24 protein-coding genes and 1 tRNA gene are annotated in these 25048 nt (G+C 45.4%); 13 read left to right on the top strand and 12 right to left on the bottom strand.

Annotation, left to right across the window (positions count from 1 at the left end):
- Positions 1-125 precede the first annotated feature (125 nt).
- Together ACFW2W_RS18345 and ACFW2W_RS18350 are read right to left on the bottom strand one after the other, a co-directional pair.
- Positions 126-1088 (bottom strand): AEC family transporter, encoded by a 963-nt coding sequence (locus tag ACFW2W_RS18345; RefSeq protein ID WP_378181268.1) that lies wholly within the window; start codon positions 1086-1088, stop codon positions 126-128.
- Positions 1089-1190: 102 nt separating this feature from the next.
- Entirely contained in the window at positions 1191-3608 is a 2418-nt protein-coding gene (locus ACFW2W_RS18350; RefSeq protein ID WP_378181271.1) for an IMS domain-containing protein, read from the bottom strand.
- A 169-nt stretch (positions 3609-3777) separates the two neighbouring features.
- On the opposite strand from ACFW2W_RS18350, the gene pdhA reads away from it, so the two are divergent.
- Together pdhA and ACFW2W_RS18360 are read left to right on the top strand one after the other, a co-directional pair.
- Complete coding sequence (pdhA, locus tag ACFW2W_RS18355; protein ID WP_378181274.1) at positions 3778-4809, top strand: pyruvate dehydrogenase (acetyl-transferring) E1 component subunit alpha; 1032 nt, start codon at positions 3778-3780, stop codon at positions 4807-4809.
- A gap of 155 nt (positions 4810-4964) precedes the next feature.
- Entirely contained in the window at positions 4965-5819 is an 855-nt protein-coding gene (locus ACFW2W_RS18360) for an Rpn family recombination-promoting nuclease/putative transposase (protein WP_378181277.1), read from the top strand.
- An 86-nt stretch (positions 5820-5905) separates the two neighbouring features.
- Here the strand turns inward: ACFW2W_RS18360 and ACFW2W_RS18365 are convergent, their stop codons facing one another.
- A complete protein-coding gene (locus ACFW2W_RS18365; RefSeq protein WP_378181280.1) occupies positions 5906-6073 on the bottom strand; it encodes a hypothetical protein in 168 nt (55 codons plus the stop codon).
- Here ACFW2W_RS18365 and ACFW2W_RS18370 point away from each other — a divergent pair.
- The 4 genes from ACFW2W_RS18370 to ACFW2W_RS18385 all read left to right on the top strand — a co-directional run bounded on the left by ACFW2W_RS18370 (position 6067) and on the right by ACFW2W_RS18385 (position 7285).
- Entirely contained in the window at positions 6067-6300 is a 234-nt protein-coding gene (locus ACFW2W_RS18370; protein ID WP_378181283.1) for a type II toxin-antitoxin system HicA family toxin, read from the top strand. The two genes, ACFW2W_RS18365 and ACFW2W_RS18370, sit on opposite strands and share 7 nt — an antisense overlap.
- Complete coding sequence (locus ACFW2W_RS18375; RefSeq protein WP_378181286.1) at positions 6293-6511, top strand: type II toxin-antitoxin system HicB family antitoxin; 219 nt, start codon at positions 6293-6295, stop codon at positions 6509-6511. Before ACFW2W_RS18370 ends, ACFW2W_RS18375 begins: the two co-directional genes overlap by 8 nt.
- A 193-nt stretch (positions 6512-6704) precedes the next feature.
- Positions 6705-6920: a hypothetical protein gene (locus ACFW2W_RS18380; protein ID WP_378181289.1), complete on the top strand. Its 216-nt coding sequence runs from the start codon at positions 6705-6707 to the stop codon at positions 6918-6920.
- A complete protein-coding gene (locus ACFW2W_RS18385; protein ID WP_378181291.1) occupies positions 6911-7285 on the top strand; it encodes a type II toxin-antitoxin system VapC family toxin in 375 nt (124 codons plus the stop codon). Before ACFW2W_RS18380 ends, ACFW2W_RS18385 begins: the two co-directional genes overlap by 10 nt.
- Before the next feature lie 523 nt (positions 7286-7808).
- Here ACFW2W_RS18385 and ACFW2W_RS18390 read toward each other — a convergent pair.
- Positions 7809-8180, bottom strand: a complete 372-nt coding sequence (locus tag ACFW2W_RS18390; protein ID WP_378181294.1) for a hypothetical protein — start codon at positions 8178-8180, stop codon at positions 7809-7811.
- 76 nt (positions 8181-8256) lie between these two features.
- Positions 8257-8670: a GIY-YIG nuclease family protein gene (locus tag ACFW2W_RS18395; RefSeq protein ID WP_378181297.1), complete on the bottom strand. Its 414-nt coding sequence runs from the start codon at positions 8668-8670 to the stop codon at positions 8257-8259.
- Positions 8671-8818: 148 nt separating this feature from the next.
- On the opposite strand from ACFW2W_RS18395, the gene ACFW2W_RS18400 reads away from it, so the two are divergent.
- A complete protein-coding gene (locus tag ACFW2W_RS18400) occupies positions 8819-9178 on the top strand; it encodes a helix-turn-helix domain-containing protein (RefSeq protein WP_378181300.1) in 360 nt (119 codons plus the stop codon).
- 66 nt (positions 9179-9244) lie between these two features.
- On the opposite strand, the gene ACFW2W_RS18405 is transcribed toward ACFW2W_RS18400, so the two are convergent.
- The 3 genes from ACFW2W_RS18405 to ACFW2W_RS18415 all read right to left on the bottom strand — a co-directional run bounded on the left by ACFW2W_RS18405 (position 9245) and on the right by ACFW2W_RS18415 (position 14641).
- Complete coding sequence (locus tag ACFW2W_RS18405; RefSeq protein ID WP_378181303.1) at positions 9245-11155, bottom strand: EAL domain-containing protein; 1911 nt, start codon at positions 11153-11155, stop codon at positions 9245-9247.
- A 3-nt stretch (positions 11156-11158) separates the two neighbouring features.
- Positions 11159-13981 (bottom strand): ATP-binding protein, encoded by a 2823-nt coding sequence (locus tag ACFW2W_RS18410; RefSeq protein ID WP_378181306.1) that lies wholly within the window; start codon positions 13979-13981, stop codon positions 11159-11161.
- A 507-nt stretch (positions 13982-14488) separates the two neighbouring features.
- A complete protein-coding gene (locus ACFW2W_RS18415) occupies positions 14489-14641 on the bottom strand; it encodes a hypothetical protein (RefSeq protein ID WP_378181309.1) in 153 nt (50 codons plus the stop codon).
- A gap of 39 nt (positions 14642-14680) precedes the next feature.
- Here ACFW2W_RS18415 and purL point away from each other — a divergent pair, with 39 nt between their 5' ends.
- Both purL and purF read left to right on the top strand, forming a co-directional pair.
- Entirely contained in the window at positions 14681-17038 is a 2358-nt protein-coding gene (gene purL, locus ACFW2W_RS18420) for a phosphoribosylformylglycinamidine synthase subunit PurL (protein WP_378181312.1), read from the top strand.
- Between the two features lie 164 nt (positions 17039-17202).
- The gene (gene purF, locus ACFW2W_RS18425; RefSeq protein WP_378181314.1) at positions 17203-18696 is read left to right on the top strand and encodes an amidophosphoribosyltransferase; all 1494 of its coding nucleotides are present in this window, start codon (positions 17203-17205) and stop codon (positions 18694-18696) included.
- A 980-nt stretch (positions 18697-19676) separates the two neighbouring features.
- Here the strand turns inward: purF and ACFW2W_RS18430 are convergent.
- From ACFW2W_RS18430 to ACFW2W_RS18440, 3 genes are all read right to left on the bottom strand, one after another.
- Positions 19677-19841: a hypothetical protein gene (locus tag ACFW2W_RS18430; RefSeq protein WP_378181317.1), complete on the bottom strand. Its 165-nt coding sequence runs from the start codon at positions 19839-19841 to the stop codon at positions 19677-19679.
- A 348-nt stretch (positions 19842-20189) separates the two neighbouring features.
- A complete protein-coding gene (locus ACFW2W_RS18435) occupies positions 20190-20813 on the bottom strand; it encodes a chorismate lyase (RefSeq protein ID WP_378181320.1) in 624 nt (207 codons plus the stop codon).
- A gap of 176 nt (positions 20814-20989) precedes the next feature.
- Positions 20990-21070: transfer RNA gene (locus ACFW2W_RS18440), tRNA-Leu, on the bottom strand.
- Positions 21071-21262: 192 nt separating this feature from the next.
- Between ACFW2W_RS18440 and accC the strand changes: the two genes are divergently transcribed.
- Entirely contained in the window at positions 21263-22615 is a 1353-nt protein-coding gene (accC, locus tag ACFW2W_RS18445) for an acetyl-CoA carboxylase biotin carboxylase subunit (RefSeq protein ID WP_378181323.1), read from the top strand.
- Between the two features lie 62 nt (positions 22616-22677).
- On the opposite strand, the gene ACFW2W_RS18450 is transcribed toward accC, so the two are convergent.
- Positions 22678-22971, bottom strand: a complete 294-nt coding sequence (locus ACFW2W_RS18450) for a YggT family protein (protein ID WP_378181326.1) — start codon at positions 22969-22971, stop codon at positions 22678-22680.
- Between the two features lie 242 nt (positions 22972-23213).
- Here ACFW2W_RS18450 and psbX point away from each other — a divergent pair, with 242 nt between their 5' ends.
- From psbX to ACFW2W_RS18465, 3 genes are all read left to right on the top strand, one after another.
- Positions 23214-23333: a photosystem II reaction center X protein gene (psbX, locus tag ACFW2W_RS18455; RefSeq protein WP_190410189.1), complete on the top strand. Its 120-nt coding sequence runs from the start codon at positions 23214-23216 to the stop codon at positions 23331-23333.
- A 241-nt stretch (positions 23334-23574) separates the two neighbouring features.
- Positions 23575-24390 carry a Ycf66 family protein gene (locus tag ACFW2W_RS18460; protein WP_378181329.1) on the top strand — a complete coding sequence of 272 codons (816 nt, stop codon included), beginning with the start codon at positions 23575-23577 and terminating at the stop codon, positions 24388-24390.
- A 100-nt stretch (positions 24391-24490) separates the two neighbouring features.
- Positions 24491-25048: a TolB family protein gene (locus tag ACFW2W_RS18465; RefSeq protein WP_378181332.1), complete on the top strand. Its 558-nt coding sequence runs from the start codon at positions 24491-24493 to the stop codon at positions 25046-25048.

Consider the following 25048-nt stretch of genomic DNA (forward strand, 5'->3'; position numbering starts at 1 on the left):
GATCGGTCTGATTCCTAAGCTCTTCTGGGTTGGGTGTGCTTTCTTCAGAGGCTCAACCTCCTCTAATAGGCAAGAAAGCTTACTAATGAGGCACAAAGGAGAACTCCTGTATTGGCGTTCTAGGATTAACCATATATAAGCAGCCAAAGCGGAATCATCAACAGCAGCAGTCCTATACTCACGACAATACTGCTGGCGGCTAAGTCTGGGTCGAGATCGTACTCCTCTGCCAGGATCAGACTGGCAAAGGCAGTGGGCACACCTGCCATGAGAATCATTGCCAATCGTGCGTCGCCCGATAAACCGACTAAAGTGGCGGCAATGCCCACCAATCCCGGCATCACCACGACTTTTACTAGGGCAGGGAGCAAGGCAACCTGAAAACTCTTCCATCCTTGCAGCTGAGCGAGTCGTATCCCCATCAGCACAAAGGAGCTAGCAATGACAAAATCTACGGAAGCTTGCAGTCCTGATTCCAGGAAAGTAGGCAGTTCAACCGAGCGAGTGAGGTATCCGAGGCTAAATGTCCACAGGGAAGGAACACTCAAGATATCTCGAATTTGAATCCACCAATGATTTCGCTTTGCGGGTCGCCCAAAGTAGCTGGCGATAAAGACGCCGATTCCATAGGTGCCAATGATGTTATTCGTGACGCTGTAGAAGACGGCTAGACTGAAAGCTTGAGTGCTAATCAAAGAAGGAGCGATCGCTAACCCCACAAAACCTGTATTGCCCAGCATGGCAGACAGGATGAAACTACCCTGGCGAGATCGGTCTAAAAAAGGCAGGAGAAAAGAATTTTTACTTTCGCCATTTTCACAACTGAAGCGTTTCCAAACCTGCAAACTTAGCCATGCAAAGGAAAAACCAATCGCTAAAGCTGTCATTGCAATCAGCGGCACCACTCCAGCATTTTCCGATAAGTTAGCTTGACGAGCCAGCGTCAGAATCTGTAGCGGTACCCCAACCCAATATAGGCTGCGACCCAGCAACCTCGGTAAGGAACTGGGGATAAACCTAAATAGTATGATACCGAGTCCCGTCCACAGGATGATGGGCGTATAGGCATGAAATAAGGTTTCGGTCATTCGTTATTAGCCACTGTGCTTAGCCACTGGTCATCAGTCACGGGTCATGGGTTAACAATCGGTCGCCTGATGACGAGCCGACTAATGACTAATGACCAATGACTACCTCAGAACCTTCATGTCCTGGATCAGCCACTGACCATCTTTGCGTACCAGGTCATAGCGCACGCGCAGGCTTTCATCGTAGGAAGAAGCTTGATTGAGCTTGCCTGCTTTATAGAAATCTGCGGTTTCATTCACCTGTGCATCCACTTTGGCGCGGTCGGGATGGCGATCGCTCGTTTCAACAGATTTTACCTCGACCTTATGCTTGTACTTCCAGTACGAGTTACTGTTCTTTGTGCTTTGAGAACGTTTCTGCCAACGAGACAAAGCGGGATCGGCAAGTATTTGCTGTAATTTTTCAACGGTATGCTCTTCACCCAAGGCATCTGCTTTACTGGCAAGCCAAATCTGAACCAATTGTCGAGCTATTTCTTGGGTTAGAGGGCCAGACGGACTGGTTAATTTACTGCCTGGTTCGGGAATCGGTACCGGAGGCGCAGCTAGCTGTACCATCGGTTGCTCTCCCTCCAAGAGCGGACCTGAGAAACTTCTTTGGAGCCAACCGAAAGTCGCGATCGCTAGCATTACAAAGACTCCCAAACCGAGAATCCCGGCAAGTCCCAGTAAAATGAGCCGCCCGGTTTTTGCCGAGCGCAAGGAAGCCGCAGAACGTTGAAGACGACCGCCTCGACGAGCTGATACATCTCCCCCTGTGGGCGATGCCTTGGGCACAGAATCCGTTCTCCGCAACCGGCTAGCGATCGTTGCCCGTGGTTGTTCATTTGGTTCCTGTGAATTCCCTCGGCGACGCTGACGCTTCGAGGAAGAATCCCCAGCCAAGCCCGGATCGTTGCCCTCTGGTTCTGGAGACCTAGAAATTCGTTCTGCTGCCGGTAAATTCGATCCTCCTGCTGTCTGTGGGCGATCGATTGTCGCGGTCATCGTCGCCGTTCGATAGGCAGCGTCAGGCTGCTGTTCCACCACTTGTTGAAGGCGATCGCGCGACGAACTTTCTTCAGCGTTGCGCGATCCCGTATCGCTCATCCTGCCCCCATTCTCTCCACTGCCGTTATGCGAACTGGAACGAGAAACCACACTCTCCGGTCTGCGAAATCCTGGCGAGTCGCTTGTCCCCCGCGAGGAGGGAGCAGCGGCATAGGATACTTGCTGAGTCGGCAACACCGCCCACTCATTTGTTGCGTCTTCCTCTACTGGCAATTCTTCTAAGTAAGCCTGAACCTGGTCATCGGCAAAGTAATCCTTCAAAGAAGCCCGCACTGATGCCAAATCTCGGAAGTGGGGAAACACTTCTGCTTGCAACCAACGCTCCCCATACAAACACAACCCAGGTAACAAGTCTGGGGCACCCTGAGAATGTTCCCGAATGAAGGCGAGGGGTTCGTACTCCTGGCTGAGTTCCAAGGCGCGACTGGCTTCTTCCGTCTGACCGAGCAGCAAGGCGCACACCGCTTGTTCCAAATGCACATCCTGACGCTTGCCTAAGCGCATCAGCATCTGCTTGGCTTGTCTAATTAGACCGGGCTGTCTTTGGGCAAATCCCCGCCCTAATAAAGCATAAACCGCTAAATAGGTAGCAACCGCCGAGGGACGACGCGCTTCTGCTTCAAAAAGGCTCTGCTGTTCGGTGGAGGTCAAGTAGCTACGCAGTTGCTGAATGAAGCGGAGAAAGTCATCAATGTTCAATCCAGATTGATCGTCTCCGGTGCCATCGATGCCGCCGCGTTCTTGCAGCATTTCTTGCAAATGCTGCAATCCTTTGCGGCGTTCCGTCACTTTGTCTTCACTACTCGCGAGTAATTCCAAAATGCGGTAGGGGCGAAGCTTGTAAAGATCCGCCTGAATTTCCCCCCGCAAGCTGGCAAATATACCTTCTCGCAACAGTAATTCTTGTCCCGTCTCCAGGGAGGTGGCGGCATTTTCATATTGACCTTGCTGCCATTGCTCTCGACCCAGTTCCAGACACGCCAGTGCCAGTGTCAACACAATATCTGGTTGCACTAGCTGAGGGTTCCCCAAACGACCCTTCTCGATACTGGTGCTGGCACGACTGAGGAAGGGACGCCCCAATTTCAGCACCAGTTCGTATTCTCCTAGCTCCTGTAAAATCAGCAATGCCCCAACGAATTGCTCGTCTTGAATTTCGATGCTGGGCGTATAAGGGTCAAGGTCAGCGTCTGCTGTGCCGTTTCCCTCCTGACGAGTTGCCGTTCCTGATTCTGAGTCCAAGTCGTAAGTTTTAGTCAGAAATGTAGCGTCGTAAGCGGAACGCTGTTCTGAATCGCAGAGAATCGCGTAAGCTTCGTCTAGCAGTTGTTTTCGGGCGGCGATCGTGATTTCTGAATACTCGCGTCGAGGAAGTTGCAGAGCGCGATCGCGATACGCTTGCTGCAACTGCTCAGCCGTAGCCTGAATCGGCAGGCCCAGAATCCGGTAGTAATCGAGCGGAATTCTCACAGTCTACTTCCTCAGCCCCAGGCAACTAAATTAATCTGTATCTGTACGAGCGAACATAAACGATAGAATAGGTGCGATAATTATACCCCCTAGCTTCTATAGTAGAAGCTTATCTTGGTACATAAAAACCGCCGTTCAACCAATCACGTCAAGTTTATCCCTAAAATCAATGGTTCAGGAACGCATTTTACCCGTCTTTGACACCGCTCAAACTCAAATCACCAAAGAGGAAGGATTGCTCCTTTACGAGGATATGGTCTTGGGGCGGTCGTTTGAGGACAAGTGCGCCGAGATGTACTACCGGGGCAAAATGTTTGGTTTTGTCCATCTATATAACGGTCAAGAGGCTGTGTCAACTGGCGTCATCCAGGCGATGCGTCCCGGTGAGGATTATGTTTCAAGCACCTACCGCGACCACGTTCATGCTCTGAGTGCTGGCGTTCCCGCAAAAGAGGTGATGGCTGAGTTATTTGGTAAAGCCACTGGTTGTAGCAAAGGACGCGGCGGCTCGATGCATATGTTCTCATCTGAGCATAAACTGCTGGGAGGTTATGCTTTTGTTGCCGAAGGAATTCCTGTTGCTACGGGTGCGGCTTTTGCCAGTAAGTATCGCCGCGAAGCCTTGGGAGATGCCGGTTCCGATCAAGTAACCGCCTGCTTTTTTGGAGATGGTGCTGCGAATAACGGTCAATTTTTTGAATGCTTGAACATGGCGGCGCTCTGGAAACTGCCGATTTTGTATGTTGTGGAAAACAACAAGTGGGCAATTGGCATGGCGCACGAACGGGCAACTTCTGTACCAGAGATTTTCAAGAAAGCCCATGCATTTGGCATGGCAGGTGTTGAGGTTGATGGGATGGACGTGTTAGCAGTACGAGCAGTCGCCCAGGAAGCGATCGCGCGTGCCCGTGCGGGTGAAGGACCAACCTTGATTGAAGCCTTAACCTACCGCTTTCGAGGTCACTCTCTGGCTGACCCCGACGAACTTCGTTCCAAAAATGAGAAGGAATATTGGTTCGCCCGCGATCCAATCAAAAAGTTGGCAGCTCATCTCTTAGAACACAATCTGGCAACTCAGGAAGAACTCAAAGAGATTGACCGGAAAATTCAAAGCGTCATCGACGATGCGGTGAAGTTTGCCGAGGAAAGTCCAGAACCCGATCCCAACGAATTGTACCGCTACATTTTTGCCGAAGATTAACACTTGAGTTAATAACTGTAATTTAAAGTAAGGTGAGCGTTGCTCACCTTACTTTTTTTATAACTTTTGCTTCTACCTGATAGGTAAAACTTATTAAATTGCCTTAATTAATGTAAAAATAAAGTTGGTAAAAAATGTAATTTTAAGCGAATACTGTGAGAACAGATACAATTTTCTATCAACTTTTTCAAACCTTACCTAGCCTTTTATTTGAACTTATCGGAGAGCCACCGACCCAAGCTCAAAACTACGAATTTTCTTCAAAAGAAATTAAAGAACTGTCTCGCACCTTCGATGGTGTATTTTTACCCCCCGAAGCTTCCACAAACCTACCAATCTACTTTGTTGAAGTCCAATTTAAATCAAAATCTGACTTTTACTGGCGCTTTTTTACCGAAATCTTCGTCTACCTTGGTCAATACAAACCAAAGAATGATTGGTATGCGGTGGCGGTATTTGAAAGCCGCACTATAGATCCAGGCTTACCAATGCAGTATCGGAGTTTGGTGACAAGTCAGCAAGTTAAGTTTGTATATCTCGATGAATTTGTGGAAGCAACAGATCCATCGCTTGGCTTAGGGATGGTGCAGCTGGTAGTCGGGGATGAGGAAACAGCAGTTGAACAAACTAATCGACTGCTACAGCAAGCACGACAGGAACTTGAGGATGTTGCCTTCAGGCAGAAAGTTCTAGAATTGGTTGAGACGATATTAATTTATAAGTTTACCAACTTGAGTCGGCAGGAGATAGAAGCGATGTTTGGACTAAGCGATCTAAAGCAGACGAGGTTTTATCAAGAAGCCAAGGAAGAAGGTAAGGAGGAAGGTAAACAGGAAGGTAAACAGGAAGGTAAACAGGAAGGTAAGTTAGAAACAGTGCCTTTGTTATTGCAGTTGGGGTTAAGTGTGGAACAAATATCCGAGAGGTTAGCCTTGGATATTGAGGCGGTGAGACAGGCGGCGCAAGCGTCTGCTGCTGATACCCCACAAGGAGAAAATTCGGGAAATTAGTTTAAGAGCGATCGCAATTCGACGATGAGTAGTAGATAAAGATGCGATCGCTCTTTTGTTACTTGAGGGAGAAGAATGCGCGATCGCTATCTTATCAAGTAGTAAATAAAGAAGCGATCGCTCTTTTGGTACTTGAGGGAGAAGAATGCGATCGCAATTCGACGATGAGTAGTAGATAAAGATGCGATCGCTCTTTCATTACTTGAGAAGAATGCGATCGCGTAACCTGACCGTGCGATAAGCTGTAATGCCAAAGAAAATCCGAGAGCTTAAACAAATGCTTCACAAAGCTGGTTTTACAGAACTCCCAGGTAAGGGAAGCCACACCAACTGGGTGCATCGCTTATATACTGGAAAAATTACGATTTCTGGTAAAGATGGAGCCGACGCTAAACGCTACCAAGAAAAGGAAGTTCAACTGGCAATTACTGAAGTTCAACTGGCAATTGAGGATTTAGATGGGAAGGAACAAGATGACTAAGTTCAAGTACCAAATGGTTATTCAGTGGTCTGAGGAAGATAACTGTTTCTTGGTAGGATTTCCTGATTTTATAGGACAACGTTGGCGGACTCATGGTGATACTTACGAGTCAGCGGTTGCAAATGGAATTGAAGCGTTAGAGTCTTTAATTATTGCTTATGAAGCTGCTGGAGATCCGCTTCCCGAACCAACCGTTTGTCACGCAGCGTAGTAAAATATTGGGTTGGAATGGCAGTTTCGCTCTTGTGATGATCGCTATCTTATCAAGGAGCTTCTAAAGATGCGATCGCTCTTTTGTTACTTGAGGAAGAAGAATGCGATCGCATTGTAACCATCCAAATTACCATTTTTTTGATTTGAGGCTACGATAAAAGAATTAAACGTTTAATCTGAAGCAGACTGTCATGCTACCTTTTAAGAAAAAAATTGTCACAGATGAAGCAATGCGTCCTGTTGCTGTGTTGATTGAGTATGAAGACTGGCAGAGAATTGAGAAAATATTAGAGGCATATCAATTGTCAGAAAAAGACGATGTTAATCTAACCCAGTATGCAGGTATTATTAAATTAACTATAGATCCTTTAGAGTATCAGCAGCAAATTAGGGATGAATGGCATTGACAGAACCTTTAATTTTATTAGACACAAATATAGTTTTGTATTACTTGGGTGGTCGCCTAACAGACCCTTTGCCATCAGGAAAATATTTTATTTCCGTGATTACTGAAATTGAATTACTATCTTATCCTAGTCTCAATCCAGATGAAGAAGTACAAATTCGCACTTTTTTGACTAAAATTATAATTGTTTGTATTGATGAAAATATTAAAGAATTAGCGATTGCATTCCGCAAAAATCACAATCTCAGGTTGCCTGATGCCATTATTACAGCAACAGCACAATTTCTAAATGCAACCTTGTTGACGAATGATGCGAGACTGGTTAAGTTAACAGAAATAAAAACTTGTTCAGTGAGAATTTTGTAATAGAGAGCGATCGCCATTCGACGATGAGTATCCAATAAAGATGCGATCACTCTTTTGGTACTTGAGAAGAGAGCGATCGCCATTCGACGATGAGTAGTAAATAAAGATGCGATCGCTATTTCGTTACTTTGAGAAAGAAGGCGACCGCACTCTAAGTTCCTCATAATGTAGCAGAGCAGTCACACTATTTAAGTGGAAACCTAGTAACACTCAAGTAGATACGGCTCGAACTTCTGTGTAGCCTTTTTGACGTGCAAGATAGACTCTATGCCTACCATCAGTAATTCTGTATGGGTTTCTTGACATATCTAGCGCAATTGGATCTGACTCGCTATTGAGAACCTTCTCAAATGGGTCATACCCGTTCAATAATGTATCTAATCGGCTTTGTTTAAGTTCATTGTAATCAACATTCTCGATATCAGACAGTTTGACTTTGACAAAATTCCAATGTGCCATAAGCGTGTATGCCTTTTGAATATTTCCAAATAAAATAGGGTAGCCCTATCTTAACTTCAGTAATCTAAAATTCTTCTTCACTTTTTGAACCACCCGATCCAAAAAATTGATCTGCCTCAATATTAGACTTAAAGTCTTTACACGCCTCCCTTACTTCGTCTTCAAAAGATGCCAACTTTCCCAATTTACTACCACTACCAACTTTTGCTGTAATACCAGCAACTAAGTCATTCATCGTTATCATGTATTTATTACAGAGCATATAAACTACTTTTCCTTCACCTTCGGGATCGCCTCCAACAAGTCCAGCCCCCATAATTTTTTGCTTACGTGCAACCTTTTCCTCTTCAGGTGTTAAAGTTACCTTGATGTATGTTTCGTAGTAAGCTCCACCAAGTGGTCCTTTCTTTTCTTGACGGTCGGCTGAAAACTTCATATTTGGCTCCGTTGTAATGGTGGAAGTTGCTGTGAGCAGTACAATACTGCTAATAATTTATTTATTTCTTAAAAAACTAATCTTCTAGCTCAGAACTATAAATATCTCCTTCCCTTAATCCTTCAGGGAGCCTAGCTTTTATTAAATTTCCAAGAGGTCGATCAGAAGCATCTATATAAGCTGCTTCAATCAACTTATGTTCCTTTGTTTCAAGATAAGCAAAGTATAAAGCTTGAGTTGGATCGCTAGGACGGTCTTTTTTGTTTTGCAGTATGCCAGCAATAACTTTGTTACCGCTTCCTGAAAGATGAGCTTTCAACCTTCCCCTAATACTTCTTCCAGACCTTCCAATGTAATGGGTATTATAATTGCTGCCAGTTTTGGTCGCGATCGCGTATACACCAGAAGAATTCGAGGCTTCCCATAGCCTAGAGGTGTCAAGTTTCCCTTGACTGTCAAACTTACACTCTATCCAGTTACTCCATGCCATGTACTGACCTCGCTTTGTAGCACTTGTGATTTAGGTTTTACAAGATTATCTTGTGTTTACACGATTATTTTAAGCTAACCAAATTATTCAATAGAGCATTCTTAACAAAAAATATAGGATTTTATTGTTCTTTACACGATTACCTGATATGGCGTTCTCCCTCGGCAAGCGCCTCAAGGCTACCCGTGAATCACTGGGATTGACTCAAGAGCAGGTCATCGAACAGCTAGAGATTGGCTATAACCTGAGCCTGAGCCAACAAGCCTTGTCGTACATTGAAAACGGGAAGCGCAAGGTAGATGCAGAGAGTGAGTTACCCGCATTTGCTGGAGTTTACGGAAAGCCAATTGATTACTTCTACGAAACCCTGGAGTTGCCCACTGCACCGCCAGCCGCACCTATGCTCAGAACTAGGTCTGTTGTCACAGTTGACCTGGAAGCCCTGACCCTGCGGGATAAGCTGGAACTAGCAGCAGAACTGATCCACAACGTCTTGCAAGAAACCTAGTTAAGGGCGGTAAAGATGGAAACTAGGCAAGAGGACATAGCCTTACTTGAGGAAGCAGAGCGTCGTTTACGCTTCTCCTACCAGCACTGCCTGAAATATCTGGTCATTAACCAATAGTTGGGTTGCTTGTTGGCTGTCTACAGGCTTAGAAAATAGGTATCCTTGCCCCGATTCGCATCCTAAATCTCGCAGTTTCTGTAGCTGAGGAAGCGTTTCTATCCCTTCTGCTACAACATCCATACCTCGGCTACGAGCTAGCGTCACAATTGTCTGAACAATTTCGATATCGCTGAAGTCTGGCTCGATGCGGCTCACAAAAGAGCGGTCAATCTTTAACGTATCAATAGGAAATTCATGCAAGCGACTTAAAGAAGAGTAGCCGGTGCCAAAGTCATCAATACATAACTGAATGCCTAGAGCTTTAAGCTGCTTCAACATTTTTTCTTCCCAGGCTACTGTTTCTAGAATGCAACTTTCAGTAATTTCTAGTTTCAAGCAGCCTCTTGATATCCCAGTTCGCTGCAAAATCTCTTCTATTCGATCCACTAGATCCACTTGCTTAAGCTGCACGGCAGAAAGATTCACATTGATCGTCAAAGGAGGTTTTTGAGGAAACTGTTGCTGCCAAATACTCAATTGGCGACAAGCCTCCTGCAAAACCAACCAGCCCAAATCGTTAATTAATCCAGTTTCTTCAGCCACAGGGATGAAGCGATCGGGCAATATCCAGCCCCTAGATGGGTGATGCCAGCGTATCAGTGCTTCAAAGCCGCTCACTTCACCCGTAGAGAGCGAGACAATGGGCTGGTAATAAAGAAAAAATTCTTTTAGCGCGATCGCCCGTCGTAGATCGTTCTCCATTTGCAAGCGTGCCATTGCCAGTGTTTGCATCGCTGGATCGAACACTTCGTAACGCCCTTTTCCTTGGGCTTTAGCATGATACATTGCTACATCCGCATCCCTCAGCACATCTTCTGGTCGCTCATAACCCGTTGTGCTGAGAATAATGCCAATGCTGACTTCAGTGAAGACTTGATAATCGTTAAAATTTAATGGTAGTCTTAATTGCTTTTGGATGCGTTCAGCCACAGCAGTTGCTTCGTTTACATCTTTAATTTCTTCCAGTAAAATGACGAATTCATCTCCTCCAAAACGCGCAACTGTATCTGTGTGTCTTAAAGAAGCTTGTAGTTGGCTAGAGACACTTTTGAGTAATTCATCTCCAACCAAATGTCCAAGGCTATCATTAACCACTTTGAAGCGATCTAGGTCAATAAATAGGACTGCATATAAATAATCTTGACGCTTTAAAGCTAATTCAAGCACAAATTGCAGCCGATTCATGAACCATGCTCGGTTAGGCAGACCCGTCAGCGTGTCATGAAAAGCATCATGCCCTAATTTTTCTTCTCTCTGCAACAGCTGAATTTGCGTTTGTTGAAGGTCATACAGGGCTTGTGTAAGTTCAAATGTGCGCTCTGTTACCCGTTGCTCTAACTCCTGAGAAATCCTCTGCAACGCTGCTTCTGTCTCTCTTCGGGCGTCGATTTCCTGTTTAAGAAGTACATTTTGCTCTGCGAGCGTTTTGCTTAAAGAATATAGTCTCAGGTGAAGCCGGACGCGGGCTAAAACCTCCTCTTGCTGAAAGGGCTTGGTAATATAATCTACTGCCCCTAGAGACAAACCTTTGACTTTATCCACCGAATCGGTAAGAGCAGTCATAAAAATCACAGGAATATCTTTCGTTGCTACTGATGATTTCAAGCGATCGCAAGTTTCAAACCCATCTATTCCCGGCATTATTACATCCAACAATATAAGATCGGGTGAGACTTCTTTTAGCTTCTCGATTGCACTTTCACCATCCTTAGCCACTAAAACTTTAAAGCCAGATTCTTTCAATAAACTGAACAACAGCTTGAGGTTATTGGGGAGATCGTCAACAATCAAAATAAGCTCGTTATTTAAATTATTCATTTCTTACACCTCTAAATAATATCGTTTGACAATATTTAGTATTTCTTTTTCTTCAAATAGTTCCGCTAGTTGCAGCAGTTGATTAGCAAAGAAAAAATATTTTTTATCCAATTGCTTTATTCTAGTCGCTTCCTGTTCAATACCTTCGATATCACCGATTCGAGCAGCATGATAAAGCGTGACAAGTTCTTCGGATGGCGGTGCTACAAATTCGGAATCTTGAAAATTATTAAAATCATCTTGCTGATTGTGATTTTCTAAATTGTCAGCTTCTTCATAAATCCATTCTAATTTTAAGTAAATTTGTAATTTCTCAAATAAATCTTCAAGTATAATTGGTTTTGCAATAAATCCGTTACAGCCAGCTTCCAGACTATTTTGCCGATCCAATTCAAATACACTAGCAGAGGAAGCAATCAAAATTACATTTCTTAATTCTGTTGACTCTCGGAGGCGTCGAGACATTTCAAAGCCATCCATAACTGGCATTAATAAGTCTGTAATAATCAGATCGGGTTTAAATTCAACAGCTTTCTCTAACCCTTCTTTTCCGTTTTCAGCCTGGATTACCTCAAATCCTATTGGCTCTAATAAATTAACTAGAAATGAGCGATTTTCCCATCGGTCATCTACGATCATAATTTTGCGCCTTTCACCTTTAAAGCAAATAATATTTTTTGCTGAAATAACAGAAGGTTTTTCAATAGATTGAGATGTTTTAAGCAAATCTAAGTCTATCCAAAAAATACTACCTTTACCTAAACTACTCTCGACTTTTAGTTCGCCTCCCATCATCTGAATAATTTCCTGACTAATCGATAATCCTAAGCCGGTGCCTTCTGGATGGCGATTTTTATCTCCCACTTGCTCAAATGGCAGAAATATCTTTTTTAACTGCTCTGAAGTCATCCCAACACCAGTATCTTCAATTTGGAAACGAATCTTGGTAAAGGCTAATTGGTTAGACTCCGATCCCTTATCTATTACCCCTATTTGGAAATTTACACTACCCTTATCTGTAAATTTGATAGCATTGCCCAAGAGGTTAATCAAAACTTGTCGGAGTCGTTTATCATCAGCATGAATAGCAGTAGGAAGTTGATTTAAAGCTTGATAAGTAAAAGAAATTTCTTTTTGTTCGGCGCGGATGCGGCAAATTTCTATAACGCCTAAAATAAAAGAAGGAAAATAAAAATCTTTCGGATAGAGTTCCATTTTCCTAGCTTCAATTTTGGAAAAGTCTAAAATATCGTTAATTAATGTCAGTAGGTGGGAGCCACACTGATAAATAATACTGACGCCATCGAGTTGTTTGAAGCTGGCATCTTTATCGCGTTTCAAGATTTGAGCATACCCCAGAATGCCGTTGAGGGGAGTGCGGAGTTCGTGACTCATATTGGCAAGAAATTCACTTTTAGCTCGGTTGGCAATCTCAGCGGCTTCTTTTGCTTCTTTGAGTTCGGCTGTCCTTTCTTCGACTCGGATTTCTAGCTTCTCGTTTGTTTTTTCTAAAGCTATAAAGGATTCTCGCAACTGCTGTGCCATTTGGTTGAAAGAGTGAGCCAGAGTTTCCAGTTCACCCAAGCCTTTGACTTCCACTTTTTGCTCTAATTGACTGCTGGCAAAATTCGCTGTTACAGCCTGCATTGCTAAAGTCTTAGAAGCCTCGCTTAAACGAAGAATGGGACGAGTAATCCAACGAGAGGTGAAGATTCCCAGAAGGGTAGCTAGTATCAATGCCCCCAGACACAGCAGGATAGTAGTACGAGTGTTGGCATTGATTTGCTCCATGAAGTCGGCTTCTGGAACAACCACCACAATTAGCCAATCCAGACCTCGACCATCTTGGAAGGGCATAACTTGCACGAATTCTCGCTGACCATTCAGCTTAAAGTCAAATTGCTGGTTGCTGCTAATTTTGTTAAGGTTGCCGAAGCGTTTTGTTAAATGTTGTGCTGTAAAGCGAATCAAGGGTACAGAACTTTCAATTGCGTTAAGCCGTTTCGCTTCTTTGCCATCCGAGCTGTTTAGAAATGGCTTCTCGGAGGTAGAAGAAGCTACTATCAGTCCAGAGCGTTCTATTATGAATGTCTTTCCTGTCCGACCGATTTTTAAAGTTTGCAGGAAACTACTGATTTTTGACAGAAATAAATCGGTAACTACAACTCCCCGGAAAGTGCCTGTTTTGTCGTATACGGGCTTGCTTGCGGAGATTCCTAGGCTCGGTTGAATATAATATTGGTAAATTTTATTCCAATGGGGTTTGTTTGCAACCCGTGCGGCTTTATACCAAGGTCTGTTTCGAGGGTCGTAGTTTGGGTGGGTTTCCTTGAGCTGAGTCGGCTTGCCTTCGCTATCTACGGTAACGATTGTATTGACGAAGTTAGTAGATTTATCAGTAATTTCAATAACTGTGGAACCATCATCCTTATATCCAGCACCGGCATATTCTTTTTTCTCTCCTCCGAAGCTAATGTAATTTACTGTGGGAAATTGCTTAAGCTGCCAAAAGAAGTAGCTTCTCATAGGACTCATGTCGTTTGGATTCCACATTTGGAAGCGACGAATGGCATCGACACTGATGGCATTGACGATATGAGGTGTTTCTAAGTAGGTATCTAGGTGCTGTTTGATACGGGCAGTAATTTCACTCCGTAGTTGGGTGGTGACATCGTTGACGGCTTTTTGCCCGTTGCGTAGCGAGAGCCACCCCGTTAGACCCACAGCGGTAAAGATTTGGAAGACAAATGGCACTACTAAGACGAGGCGTAGCGGGATTTTTCGCTTATTTTTTGAAATTTGGCGATCGCTTGTTACTCGCGTCATAGTAAATTCGTTTTAATGCCTATATAGTTTTGATACCAACAGCCGTTCGCCTTTAGGTAATACAAGGCAAGAAATAAAAAAACTTTCTATTTCCTTATCTTGTACGTTAGCTGGGTTGATTGCGTAGCTATTCAACCAAACTTAATCTTAGGAAATTTATAGGTTGTAACCAAAGATACAGCAGAATGGAAGAAAATACTGACTTGTAGGGTGGTTTAGAACTTTTTTATTATTTCTAATTTATTGGGATGGAACTGGCAATTTATCTTCGCTAATTATATTTACTCAAAAATAATATCAATGATTACCGTTTTATTTACACGTTAAGAGCCAAGATTTTTCATAAAATACAAGTCAAAAGATAAGATAATTTGATGAACAAAAAAACTTTATTAGAGAGTATTATTATCAGTTTTTTATTTTAAAAATCCTATTATAAACATTAATTATTTCGGCAAGTTAAAGATAGTTAATTCAAAAATTCACGATCGCTGCTGAAGCAAGTTTTCAGAGAAGGCGATCGCGTCTTTCCATCTGCCAGAATTGGCGAGTCACTTGAGCAATGTCAAACTCTAGGCGTGACGGCATCAGCGCGGGAATTTCGGGAATAAAATAAATAGGTGAGAAATCAGCTGCTGCAACCCGAAACAGGACAATCATAGATAAAATGAACTCCTGTGCCGTTCGTGCAAGGGTTCTATGTCTACAAGTTCATCCGCCCCGTTTACCCCTGAAGAAATTGCTGCTGAAGGTCTAAAGCCAGAAGAATACGTAGAAATTGTCCAACGGCTAGGGCGTCATCCTAATAAAGCTGAGTTGGGAATGTTTGGCGTCATGTGGTCGGAGCATTGCTGCTATAAGAACTCACGACCATTGCTGAAGCAGTTTCCGACACAGGGCGATCGCATTCTCGTCGGGCCAGGAGAAAATGCTGGTGTTGTAGACTTGGGCGACGGACTGCAACTAGCATTTAAAATTGAATCTCACAATCACCCCTCAGCTGTCGAACCATTTCAAGGAGCTGCGACGGGAGTAGGCGGTATTCTCCGGGATATCTTTACAATGGGTGCGCGTCCCATCGCCTTGTTAAACTCCCTCCGCTTTGGTTCTCTGGAAGATGCCAAGACGCGGCGATTGTTCAGTGGCGTGGTATCGGGAATCTCACATTATGGTAATTGTGTGGGAGTACCCACAGTGGGCGGTGAGGTCTATTTTGATCCAGCTTATTCGGAGAATCCCTTAGTAAATGTAATGGCACTGGGATTGATGGAAACTCCGGAAATTGTCACATCTGGAGCAGTAGGGATTGGCAATCCAGTGCTGTATGTGGGTTCTACGACTGGGCGAGATGGCATGGGCGGGGCGAGTTTTGCCAGTGCGGAACTCAGCGATCAGTCGATGGATGACCGTCCAGCGGTACAAGTTGGCGACCCTTTTTTAGAAAAATCCCTCATTGAAGCTTGCCTAGAAGCGTTTAAAACTGGTGCAGTGGTAGCAGCACAGGATATGGGCGCAGCTGGCATTACCTGTTCCACGTCAGAAATGGCGGCTAAAGGCGGCGTCGGGATTGAACTGGATTTAGACAAAATTCCAGTGCGGGAAACGGGGATGGTGCCTTATGAATATTTACTATCTGAATCTCAGGAACGGATGCTGTTTGTTGCTTACAAGGGGCGCGAACAGGAGTTGATTGATATTTTCCACCGCTGGGGTTTGCACGCTGTCGTTGCAGGCACAGTTATTGAAGAGCCGATTGTACGGATTCTGTTCCAAGGCGGCGTGGCGGCAGAAATTCCAGCAACGGCTTTGGCGGATAATACGCCAATTTATCACCGGGAATTGTTGACCCAAGCGCCAGAGTATGCGCGTCTAGCTTGGGAGTGGACAAGCGATCGCCTTCCAAGTTTTACCAGCGCTGGCATTGAAATTCAAGATCGTTCTCTCACCTGGAATGAGATTCTCTTGACTTTATTAGATACTCCCACAATTGCCTCTAAGCGTTGGGTTTATCGTCAGTACGACCATCAGGTGCAAAACAATACTGTCATTGTTCCAGGTGGCGCAGATGCAGCAGTAGTGAGGGTGCGTCCGCTGGAACCCTCCCCAAATCACCCGGTTAACGAGGGGAACAATAAGGGGGTTGCTGCCACAGTCGATTGCAATGCTCGCTACGTCTATCTTGACCCCTATGAGGGAGCCAAGGCAGTCGTCGCAGAAGCGGCTCGTAATCTCAGTTGTGTGGGAGCCGAACCTCTAGCGGTAACGGATAACCTAAATTTCGGGAGTCCAGAAAAGCCGGTGGGTTACTGGCAACTGGCAAATGCTTGTCGGGGAATCGCGGAAGCCTGCCGGGAATTGGGAACGCCTGTGACTGGCGGCAACGTGTCTCTCTACAACGAAACAGTGGACGCCGACGGGAATCCCCAGCCAATTTATCCGACGCCCGTGGTGGGGATGGTGGGGTTAATTCCTGACATTACGCGAGTTTGCAGCCAAGCTTGGCAAGCTGAGGGAGATTTAATTTATTTACTGGGACGACGGTTGGATTCACCAGAGGGAGTCACGTTAGGTGCCTCCGAGTATTTGTCAGCAATTCATGGCATTGTCGCCGGTAAACCGCCCATCGTAGATTTTGATTTGGAACGTCGGGTACAAGCTGCTTGTCGGGAAGGAATTCGTCAAGGCTGGATTCGCTCAGCTCACGATTGTGCTGAGGGAGGAGTAGCGATCGCTCTCTCGGAAGCTTGCATCACTAGCAACTTAGGAGCCGAAATTTACTTGGAACTTCCCCCAAAACCCTCTTTACGTTGGGATTCCATCTTTTTTGGCGAGGGAGGAGCGCGAATTTTAGTTTCTGTAGTGCAAGAACACCAAGCAATTTGGGAATCCTATTTAAAGGAGCAACTGGAGGATTGCTGGGAAAAAATGGGTCGCGTCGGAAAACCGGACAGCGAGTTACGGGTTTTTACGGCTCAAAGCCAAGCTTTAATTGACGTTAGCATAAAGAAAATGGGCGACGCTTATCACTATGCTATCCAACGCCGTTTAACCATTTAGCCAATCTCCCCCAATTTCCTTCCCTAAATCGCTCACCCAGACAGACCCTAAATTCCTGGTCTATGTCTTCGGTTAGCGACATTAATGCTTTGTTATGAGATTATTAAGAATTACTAAGCCCAGTTAGTTTTCTCTGCCTCAATAAGTAGGAGCCAAGTTCGCACATGATTCCCAACCATCCCTTTGCTAGTGATGAGTCTTCAGATGAGTCTAACAACTTGAATGTCCAGCGACCTGATAAGCCAGAGGAAGCTTGTGGCGTTTTTGGCGTTTATGCACCAGGTGAAGATGTGGCAAAACTGACCTATTTTGGTTTGTATGCCTTACAGCACCGGGGTCAGGAATCTGCTGGTATTGCCACTTTTGAAGGCAAGCAGGTTCATCTACACAAAGAGATGGGCTTGGTTTCCCAAGTCTTCAATGAATCCATCTTGAACCAGCTACCAGGTGACATGGCAGTTGGTCATACCCGTTACTCCACGACGGGTTCCAGCCGCGTTGTCAATGCTCAGCCAGCACTTGTTGAGACTCGGTTGGGAACCCTTGCGCTTACACACAATGGTAATTTAGTCAATACTGGGAAACTGCGGGAAGAGTTGCTGCGACGCGACTGTAACCTAATCACTACGACGGATTCTGAGATGATTGCCTTTGCGATCGCCGAAGAAATTAACGCAGGCAAAGACTGGTTAGAAGGAGCTATCCGAGCCTTTCGGCAATGCGAAGGAGCCTTTAGTCTGGCAATTGGAACACCAGACGGCTTGATGGGTGCCCGCGACCCCAATGGCATTCGTCCCTTAGTGATTGGCACTTTAAACACTAACCCCCAGCGCTATGTCCTCGCATCAGAAACTTGTGGCTTAGATATTATTGGTGCTGAGTACCTGCGGGATGTTGAACCGGGCGAGTTAGTTTGGATTACCGAAGAAGGTATGGCTTCCTTCTTCTGGGCAGAACAACCCAAACGGAAACTATGCATCTTTGAAATGATTTACTTTGCTCGTCCGGATAGCGTCATGCATGACGAGAGTCTCTATAGCTACCGGCTGCGCTTAGGACGGCAACTCGCCCACGAATCTCCAGCGGATGCCGATGTAGTTATTGGTGTACCCGATTCCGGCATTCCCGCCGCAATTGGGTTTTCCCAAGCATCCAGCATTCCTTACGCCGAGGGATTGATTAAAAATCGCTATGTCGGTCGCACTTTCATCCAGCCGACTCAGACAATGCGAGAGTCTGGCATCAAGATGAAACTCAATCCTCTTAAAGATGTGCTGACTGGGAAACGAGTGATCATTGTTGATGACTCCATCGTGCGAGGAACGACCAGCCGCAAACTTGTCAAAGCCCTCCGAGATGCCGGTGCCACCGAGGTTCATATGCGAATTTCCTCTCCGCCGGTAACTCATCCCTGCTTTTATGGCATTGACACTGACAGCCAGGATCAGTTGATTGCGGCAACAAACTCAGTCGAAGAAATTGCCGAGCAAATTGGTGTAGACTCGCTAGCTTATCTCAGTCGCGATGGAATGTTGAAAACTACCGGCGAAGACCCTAACAATTTTTGTTCTGCTTGCTTTACTGGCGACTACCCCATCCCAGTTCCAGAGCAAGTTAAGCGTTCTAAGCTGATGTTGGAAAAAGCAGCTAGCTGTTAACTTTTTGTCAGTGGTTAAATGAATTTGAAAAACTTACACGGGAAAGATGTCTAGACATCTTTCCCGTGTAATACTATTTCACTTTATGTCTGCAACAGCTCTGTCTATTTCCCCTTTTTTTAAGGGGGTTAGGGGATAGTATCGCTCTTATGTTACTCTGAGAAGCGAAAAATAGGGCATTCAAAAGACTGAATTGTATAAGGAAAGAAAATTAGGGGTTAGATTTACCAGAATTTTTCCAATTCTAATTGATTAGGCGATCCCACATTTGTGACAACCCAAAATTGTAGGAATTATTAAGGGATTTATTTGTTATAAACATAAAGCTAAATGATATAGCAGTCCTAAATGATTCGTGAAGGCAAGATCCTAGGGCAACTCTTACGAAGTCGGGGAGCTGAACCGCTGGCATCTCACAACTAAAATAGGATTGCTATATTAAAGTATTTAAATCCTCAATAAAATAAGAAATAGAAGCAAATTTGCAGTTCATAGCAACTTGTACTATTTTATACCTATACCTATAGACTGAAAATAATTTAACTTTAGATAACCCTTTAGGTGGACGAACCAAAAAATTAAGAAAGCTACTCTTAACCGATGAGATTTAACTAAGAAACTCCATGACTCTTGGGTAAAACGGAAGGATAAAAATGTCTCTGGCTTTACTCAGTCTCAGTTCGATTTCTAAGTGAAGCCTCTCAACTTTGAATTGAGCTAACAGAGCCGAGTCTGACAAAATAAAACACTGAATTAACCAAGAAACTGAAACTCTTTTCGCTAAAAAACAAGGAGATACTGATGAACGCACACTCGTCAAAAAACTCAATTAAAAAGCTGATTAGTCTGATGGGAGTTGTTAGCGCTAGTGTTTTTATGAATTTTCCCGCCTGGGCACAAATTAACTCTAGTAGTAGTGACTCTAATCAATTTTTCAGTAATGCCACTGGCTCGATTGTAAACAGCCAAAAAGTATACGCTCAGATGCCGTCAGTAAATGAGCAGTCTCCCACAGATGGAACGACTACTCCATCGTCTCCTACAGATGGAATGACTACTCCATCGTCTCCTACAGATGGAATGACTACTCCATCGTCTCCTACAGATGGAATGACTACCCCATCGTCTCCTATGGAAAGAAACACTACCCCATCGTCTCCTAGTACAGGTAGCAATAGTCAGTCGTCTTCTGCTGAAATGATCAGGGCTGCCAAAGGAACTTGGCTATGTTTAAATAATCCTAATCCGGGGTGTAGTAACTAACTCCAAAATTCTCTAGTATTAAGAGAAACAGCAAAGTTCCAATTGCTTACCATAATTGGAACTTTGCTGTTTGACTTTGCTATGCAAATTTGTAACTTCTTGCTAAGTAGAACAACTGAATTAAACCCTGTCATTTTGTAGGTTGGGCGATTGGTACTCAACCCAACATTGACAAGGGTTTGATGAGTTTCGCTCCTACCCATCCTACAAAATATATTAAGTCCGTCTACTTAATTCCCCGGATTCACAGGCTGCATTGGCCCCAAGTAGTTTGTCAAATAGGGTGAAAAAACTTCATAAATCAGCGTCAGGGGACGCCCATGATGCCAAAATAGGTAATGACGCCCCCAGAATGGTCCTGTTTGTCCAAAAGCAGATTCTAAAGCATCTGACTGACCATAGTAAATTCCCTGGACATCCCGATACAACTCGGTACGCAGGCGAGCCAAACTTGCCCAAATTGGCAAAGAACGGTTTTGTAAATACTCATCTACATGGCTGGCTTCCCACCAGGAAGTCGCGTAAGCCAGCCGCTGACCGGAGGTGGTACGCAGCCATACCTGTCGTCGCAACCTGGGTCCCGGTACAGCCTGGATTTGATTGGGTGCCGCATCAGCATCCATGCCAACAGGCGACATATCAATTACATCTACTTCGGTTGGTTCACCCGTCAAAAGCTGTAGATGACGGGTAGGGGAGCCATCTCCCAGTAAAAGCATCTGCCATGCTGGTGCTAGTTGTGTGTGAGGCAGTCCTTGCTGCACCACTTCTTCGCCTCCCTGCCAAAGCGGACTGAGAGCATACCAAGCTCTTGGTAGGGTAATGCTGTTTGTAGGTATAACAGTTGAAGTCAACGCTCTTTACAAAACTTCATTTTCTTATATAAAATCATAAACAATTTCTTGCCGGAAACCTATTCCAGCAAAAAAATTGAGTGGTGAGTTAAGTTTTTGTGCCATTTCAGAAATCAGGGCGTACTACGCACTGATGCGCTTACAGCACTGAGAACTGAGAAAATAAGAGAAAATAATGCGGATGGCGAGACTCGAACTCGCAAGGCAAAGCCACACGCCCCTCAAACGTGCGCGTATACCAATTCCGCCACATCCGCTTGCAGATATACCTATCGTAGCATCTTTTGGGCAATTTCGTTCTTTTTTGAAGAAACAAGACTTTTAATCAGCATCGACAACTGTGCCGATACGAGGTGATGCGATCTATATACTGTACTGATACTGAAGGCAACATCCTGAAATAATAATGATTGTTCCTTGCGCTACCCCATTTCTCTAAAAACTAGAAGATGCGTTTTTCAAAGATTTTAATTGCTAACCGAGGGGAAATTGCTCTCCGCATTCTCCGTACCTGTGAAGAAATGGGGATTGCGACTGTTGCAGTTCACTCGACGATCGATCGACACGCCCTTCATGTGCAACTGGCTGACGAAGCCGTTTGCATTGGTGAACCCCCCAGTATCAAAAGTTATCTGAATATTCCCAATATTATTGCGGCAGCTTTGACGCGCAACGCGATCGCTATTCATCCGGGCTATGGTTTTTTGGCAGAAAATGCCAGATTTGCGGAAATCTGCGCGGCTCACCAGATTTCTTTCATTGGTCCGACGCCGGAAGCGATTCGGGCAATGGGGGACAAATCCACCGCTAAAGAAACTATGCAACGGGCGGGTGTGCCTACAGTGCCGGGAAGTGATGGGATATTAATGTCCGATCGGGAAGCATTAGCGATCGCTGATGAAATCGGCTATCCCGTCATGATCAAAGCCACCGCTGGAGGTGGAGGGCGAGGAATGCGTTTGGTGCGGGAAGAAAGCGAACTCGGCAAGCTCTTCCAAGCTGCACAGGGAGAAGCTGAAGCCGCATTTGGCAATCCTGGCGTCTATCTAGAAAAATTTATCGAGCGTCCTCGCCACATCGAGTTTCAAATCTTAGCCGATAACTACGGCAACGTGATTCACCTGGGTGAACGCGATTGCTCTATCCAACGGCGTCATCAAAAGTTACTGGAAGAAGCCCCCAGTCCAGTTCTCAGTTCAGAACTGCGCCAAAAAATGGGCACTGCTGCTGTCATGGCTGCTAAGTCTATCAACTACACGGGTGCCGGGACTGTGGAGTTTCTGCTTGCACCCTCTGGGCAATTTTACTTCATGGAAATGAACACTCGGATTCAAGTCGAACACCCGGTGACAGAAATGATCACTGGCTTAGACTTGATTGCCGAACAAATCCGCATTGCTCAAGGTGAGAAATTGTCGCTGACTCAAGATGGGGTAGTTCTCCGAGGTCATGCCATTGAATGTCGAATCAATGCGGAAGATCCCGACCACAACTTCCGCCCTCATCCGGGGCGGATCAGCGGCTATCTGCCCCCCGGTGGCTTTGGTGTGCGTATGGATTCCCATGTCTACACGGATTACGAAATTCCGGCCTACTACGACTCTTTGATTGGCAAATTAATTGTCTGGGGTAGCGATCGCCCTACCGCAATTAAGCGGATGAAACGGGCACTGCGGGAATGCGCCATCACGGGTTTACCCACGACCATTGGTTTACATCAAAAAATTATGGAGACACCGGAGTTTTTACAAGGCGAGGTTTATACCAATTTTGTTGAGCAGTTAATGCAGTCGCAGCAATAAGTAAGGAGTGGGGAATCGGTAATTTTTTTCCGCTACCCGCTCCTACTAACCTCCAAAGCGCTTTAATGAGTATGAGCAAACATCGTCAGCAGTCCTTGCTGACCCAAGAGGATCTCTCGCAGTAGGCTAAAGATCCCCACCCAAATGATTGGCGTAATGTCCACACCACCGATAGGCGGCACAATTTTCCGCAATGGCACTAAAAAGGGTTCTGTAGGCCAAGCAATCAAGTTAAAGGGAAGGCGATTTAGGTCTATCTGGGGATACCAGGTAAGGACAATCCGAAAGATAAACAACAAAGTCATCAAGCCCACAAGCGGGCCAAGAATCCAGCTAGCAAGCGAAACAGCGTCCATTGGTTCTCAATCAAGAAATTTCCAGTGTCATGCAACTGGCGTGGCAAGGCACAATAGTTAAAGTTTTGTAACCAAATCTCTCATTATTCTAACGCAGCATGGCGCTGAATCCTATTCAGCCAGACTGCTACAGAGGTATAAAGAGACTAGCAACAAAATGAAGCGAGGAATAGGCTTCTCAAGTTCATAACATATCGTTAAAATTGATCAAAAGAAATCGTTGTCAAAGAGAGCCAAAAAAAATGACGCCTTCATTAGCGAATTTTCTCTATAGTCTGCTCTGGGGTGCTGTAATTGTTGTCATCCCAGCCACAGTGGCGCTGATCTTTATTAGTCAAAAGGATAAAATCCAACGTTCCTAGATTGCCGGAATAGCCGGAAACCTCAGTTTATCGAGAGAGTAATTATTAAATTAGTTGCTCGATCTAAAAAAACTGAGGTTTTATATGTTAGAGGGAGAAGAGCTGATGCGAATCGCAGCCGCGCCAGTTTCTGCCCGCTCATTCTCCTGCTGACCCAGGATACTTAGAATTAAAATTCCCAACCTGCGTACCAATTTCTGCGGTTAACTCGTTAACATAGATTTGTCTTGGGAAAACAGCAATGGTAAACTTCGGGCTTAACTCAGCCAGTCTTCTGGGTATTTTTCTGGCAGTGGCAGGGGCAGCACTGTACTTTTTGCGTACCGTGCGTCCAGAGCTAGCGCGAGACCACGATATCTTTTTTGCAGCGGTTGGTCTCTTGTGCGGCTTCATTCTTTTATTTCAGGGATGGCGACTCGATCCGATTTTGCAATTCGGTCAGTTTCTGTTGACCGGCTCTGCTATCTTTTTTGCATTTGAAAGTATTCGGATGCGGGGAGTGGCGACGGAGGTAGCAAAGCGGAATACGCAAATTGTGGACGAAGAGCGCCCCGTAAGCCGCGTGTATCGAGCCGAGTTGGATCAACTCGAACCGATGGATGAGGAACCGCCGAGACGCCGGATTCGGGGAACGCAAGAATCTCGCAATAGCCGGACGGTAGAAACTTACGAGGATGAACCGCGTCGCCGTCCATCCAGTCGCAGTAATAGTAATTCTGAAAAACTGGGGCAAGGAGATCGCCCTCGCAAGCCTCGTCCCCGTCCAACAGAAACTCGCCCAACCGAACAGCCTGACAATTGGGAAGTCTCAGACACATGGGAGGAAAAACCGCCTCGCAGTAGCCGTCCCAGCTCGACTCGTCCACCCAGCCGAGATCCAGAGACTGCCGCCAAGCCAAGAAGAAGTCGTCCACCTAGAGGAGAATCGTCGGAGCGATCGCCCAATCGGGAGAATCGGGAGGATGTAGAAGCAACCCCAACCGACTATGTGGACTACAAACCGATAGACTACCCGGAAGACGAAGGGGACAACTCCAGCAATTTTGACCAAGAATGAGTCTGGTAAGGGCGTTGTCTTCGTGTCCGCCCCGCGTTTTATGAGACGCGGCTGGTTCATTGGGTCGGGTTACTTTTGCAAGCAACAATGCAACTTTGATGTGAAAAGATTGACGTGCGGTCTGGGAATCCATACCTGGGTCAAATGGGGAATCTGGTTTAGCATGGCTGGGTTAGTCGTCGCCTGTACCCCAGTCAATCGCTCAACAGGGCCAGTTGCCCTCAACAGTCGTTATACAGATGAGCAACCGGCTTTGAGTGGCAATGGTCGGTTGCTTGCCTTTGTTTCTAACCGCAATGGCAGCCGACAGATTTGGCTGTATGACTTGCAACAGCGGCAGTTTGTAGATGTACCGCGCTTGAACCGACAAGACGCGATCGCCGAAAATCCCAGTCTCAGTCAGAACGGTCGTTACATTGTCTACATTGCCAGCGACCAAGGACGCCCGGAAGTGGAACTTTACGACCGCAGCACCAAATCTTCGCAAATTCTCACGATGGGCTATCGCGGTTGGGTGCGAAATCCTAGTATTAGTCCAGATGGTCGCTATATTGCCTTTGAAAGCGGCAGTCGCGGTCAGTGGGACATAGAGGTGCTAGACCGGGGGTCTAATATTGAGTTAGATATCCCCGATGGCAGCCCATCTGCCTCTCCCTGA

Origin of the sequence: Coleofasciculus sp. H7-2, assembly GCF_042747725.1 — a bacterium.
Lineage (GTDB): Bacteria > Cyanobacteriota > Cyanobacteriia > Cyanobacteriales > FACHB-T130 > FACHB-T130.

Bases quoted from the DNA above. Each gene is read 5' to 3' on its own strand.
- ACFW2W_RS18345 (WP_378181268.1), bottom strand. From the start codon at position 1,088: ATGACCGAAACCTTATTTCATGCCTATACGCCCATCATCCTGTGGACG.
- pdhA (WP_378181274.1), top strand. From the start codon at position 3,778: ATGGTTCAGGAACGCATTTTACCCGTCTTTGACACCGCTCAAACTCAA.
- ACFW2W_RS18370 (WP_378181283.1), top strand. From the start codon at position 6,067: ATGCCAAAGAAAATCCGAGAGCTTAAACAAATGCTTCACAAAGCTGGT.
- ACFW2W_RS18375 (WP_378181286.1), top strand. From the start codon at position 6,293: ATGACTAAGTTCAAGTACCAAATGGTTATTCAGTGGTCTGAGGAAGAT.
- ACFW2W_RS18380 (WP_378181289.1), top strand. From the start codon at position 6,705: ATGCTACCTTTTAAGAAAAAAATTGTCACAGATGAAGCAATGCGTCCT.
- ACFW2W_RS18385 (WP_378181291.1), top strand. From the start codon at position 6,911: ATGGCATTGACAGAACCTTTAATTTTATTAGACACAAATATAGTTTTG.
- ACFW2W_RS18390 (WP_378181294.1), bottom strand. From the start codon at position 8,180: ATGAAGTTTTCAGCCGACCGTCAAGAAAAGAAAGGACCACTTGGTGGA.
- ACFW2W_RS18395 (WP_378181297.1), bottom strand. From the start codon at position 8,670: ATGGCATGGAGTAACTGGATAGAGTGTAAGTTTGACAGTCAAGGGAAA.
- ACFW2W_RS18400 (WP_378181300.1), top strand. From the start codon at position 8,819: ATGGCGTTCTCCCTCGGCAAGCGCCTCAAGGCTACCCGTGAATCACTG.
- ACFW2W_RS18405 (WP_378181303.1), bottom strand. From the start codon at position 11,155: ATGAATAATTTAAATAACGAGCTTATTTTGATTGTTGACGATCTCCCC.
- ACFW2W_RS18410 (WP_378181306.1), bottom strand. From the start codon at position 13,981: ATGACGCGAGTAACAAGCGATCGCCAAATTTCAAAAAATAAGCGAAAA.
- ACFW2W_RS18415 (WP_378181309.1), bottom strand. From the start codon at position 14,641: ATGATTGTCCTGTTTCGGGTTGCAGCAGCTGATTTCTCACCTATTTAT.
- purL (WP_378181312.1), top strand. From the start codon at position 14,681: ATGTCTACAAGTTCATCCGCCCCGTTTACCCCTGAAGAAATTGCTGCT.
- purF (WP_378181314.1), top strand. From the start codon at position 17,203: ATGATTCCCAACCATCCCTTTGCTAGTGATGAGTCTTCAGATGAGTCT.
- accC (WP_378181323.1), top strand. From the start codon at position 21,263: ATGCGTTTTTCAAAGATTTTAATTGCTAACCGAGGGGAAATTGCTCTC.
- ACFW2W_RS18450 (WP_378181326.1), bottom strand. From the start codon at position 22,971: ATGGACGCTGTTTCGCTTGCTAGCTGGATTCTTGGCCCGCTTGTGGGC.
- psbX (WP_190410189.1), top strand. From the start codon at position 23,214: ATGACGCCTTCATTAGCGAATTTTCTCTATAGTCTGCTCTGGGGTGCT.
- ACFW2W_RS18460 (WP_378181329.1), top strand. From the start codon at position 23,575: ATGGTAAACTTCGGGCTTAACTCAGCCAGTCTTCTGGGTATTTTTCTG.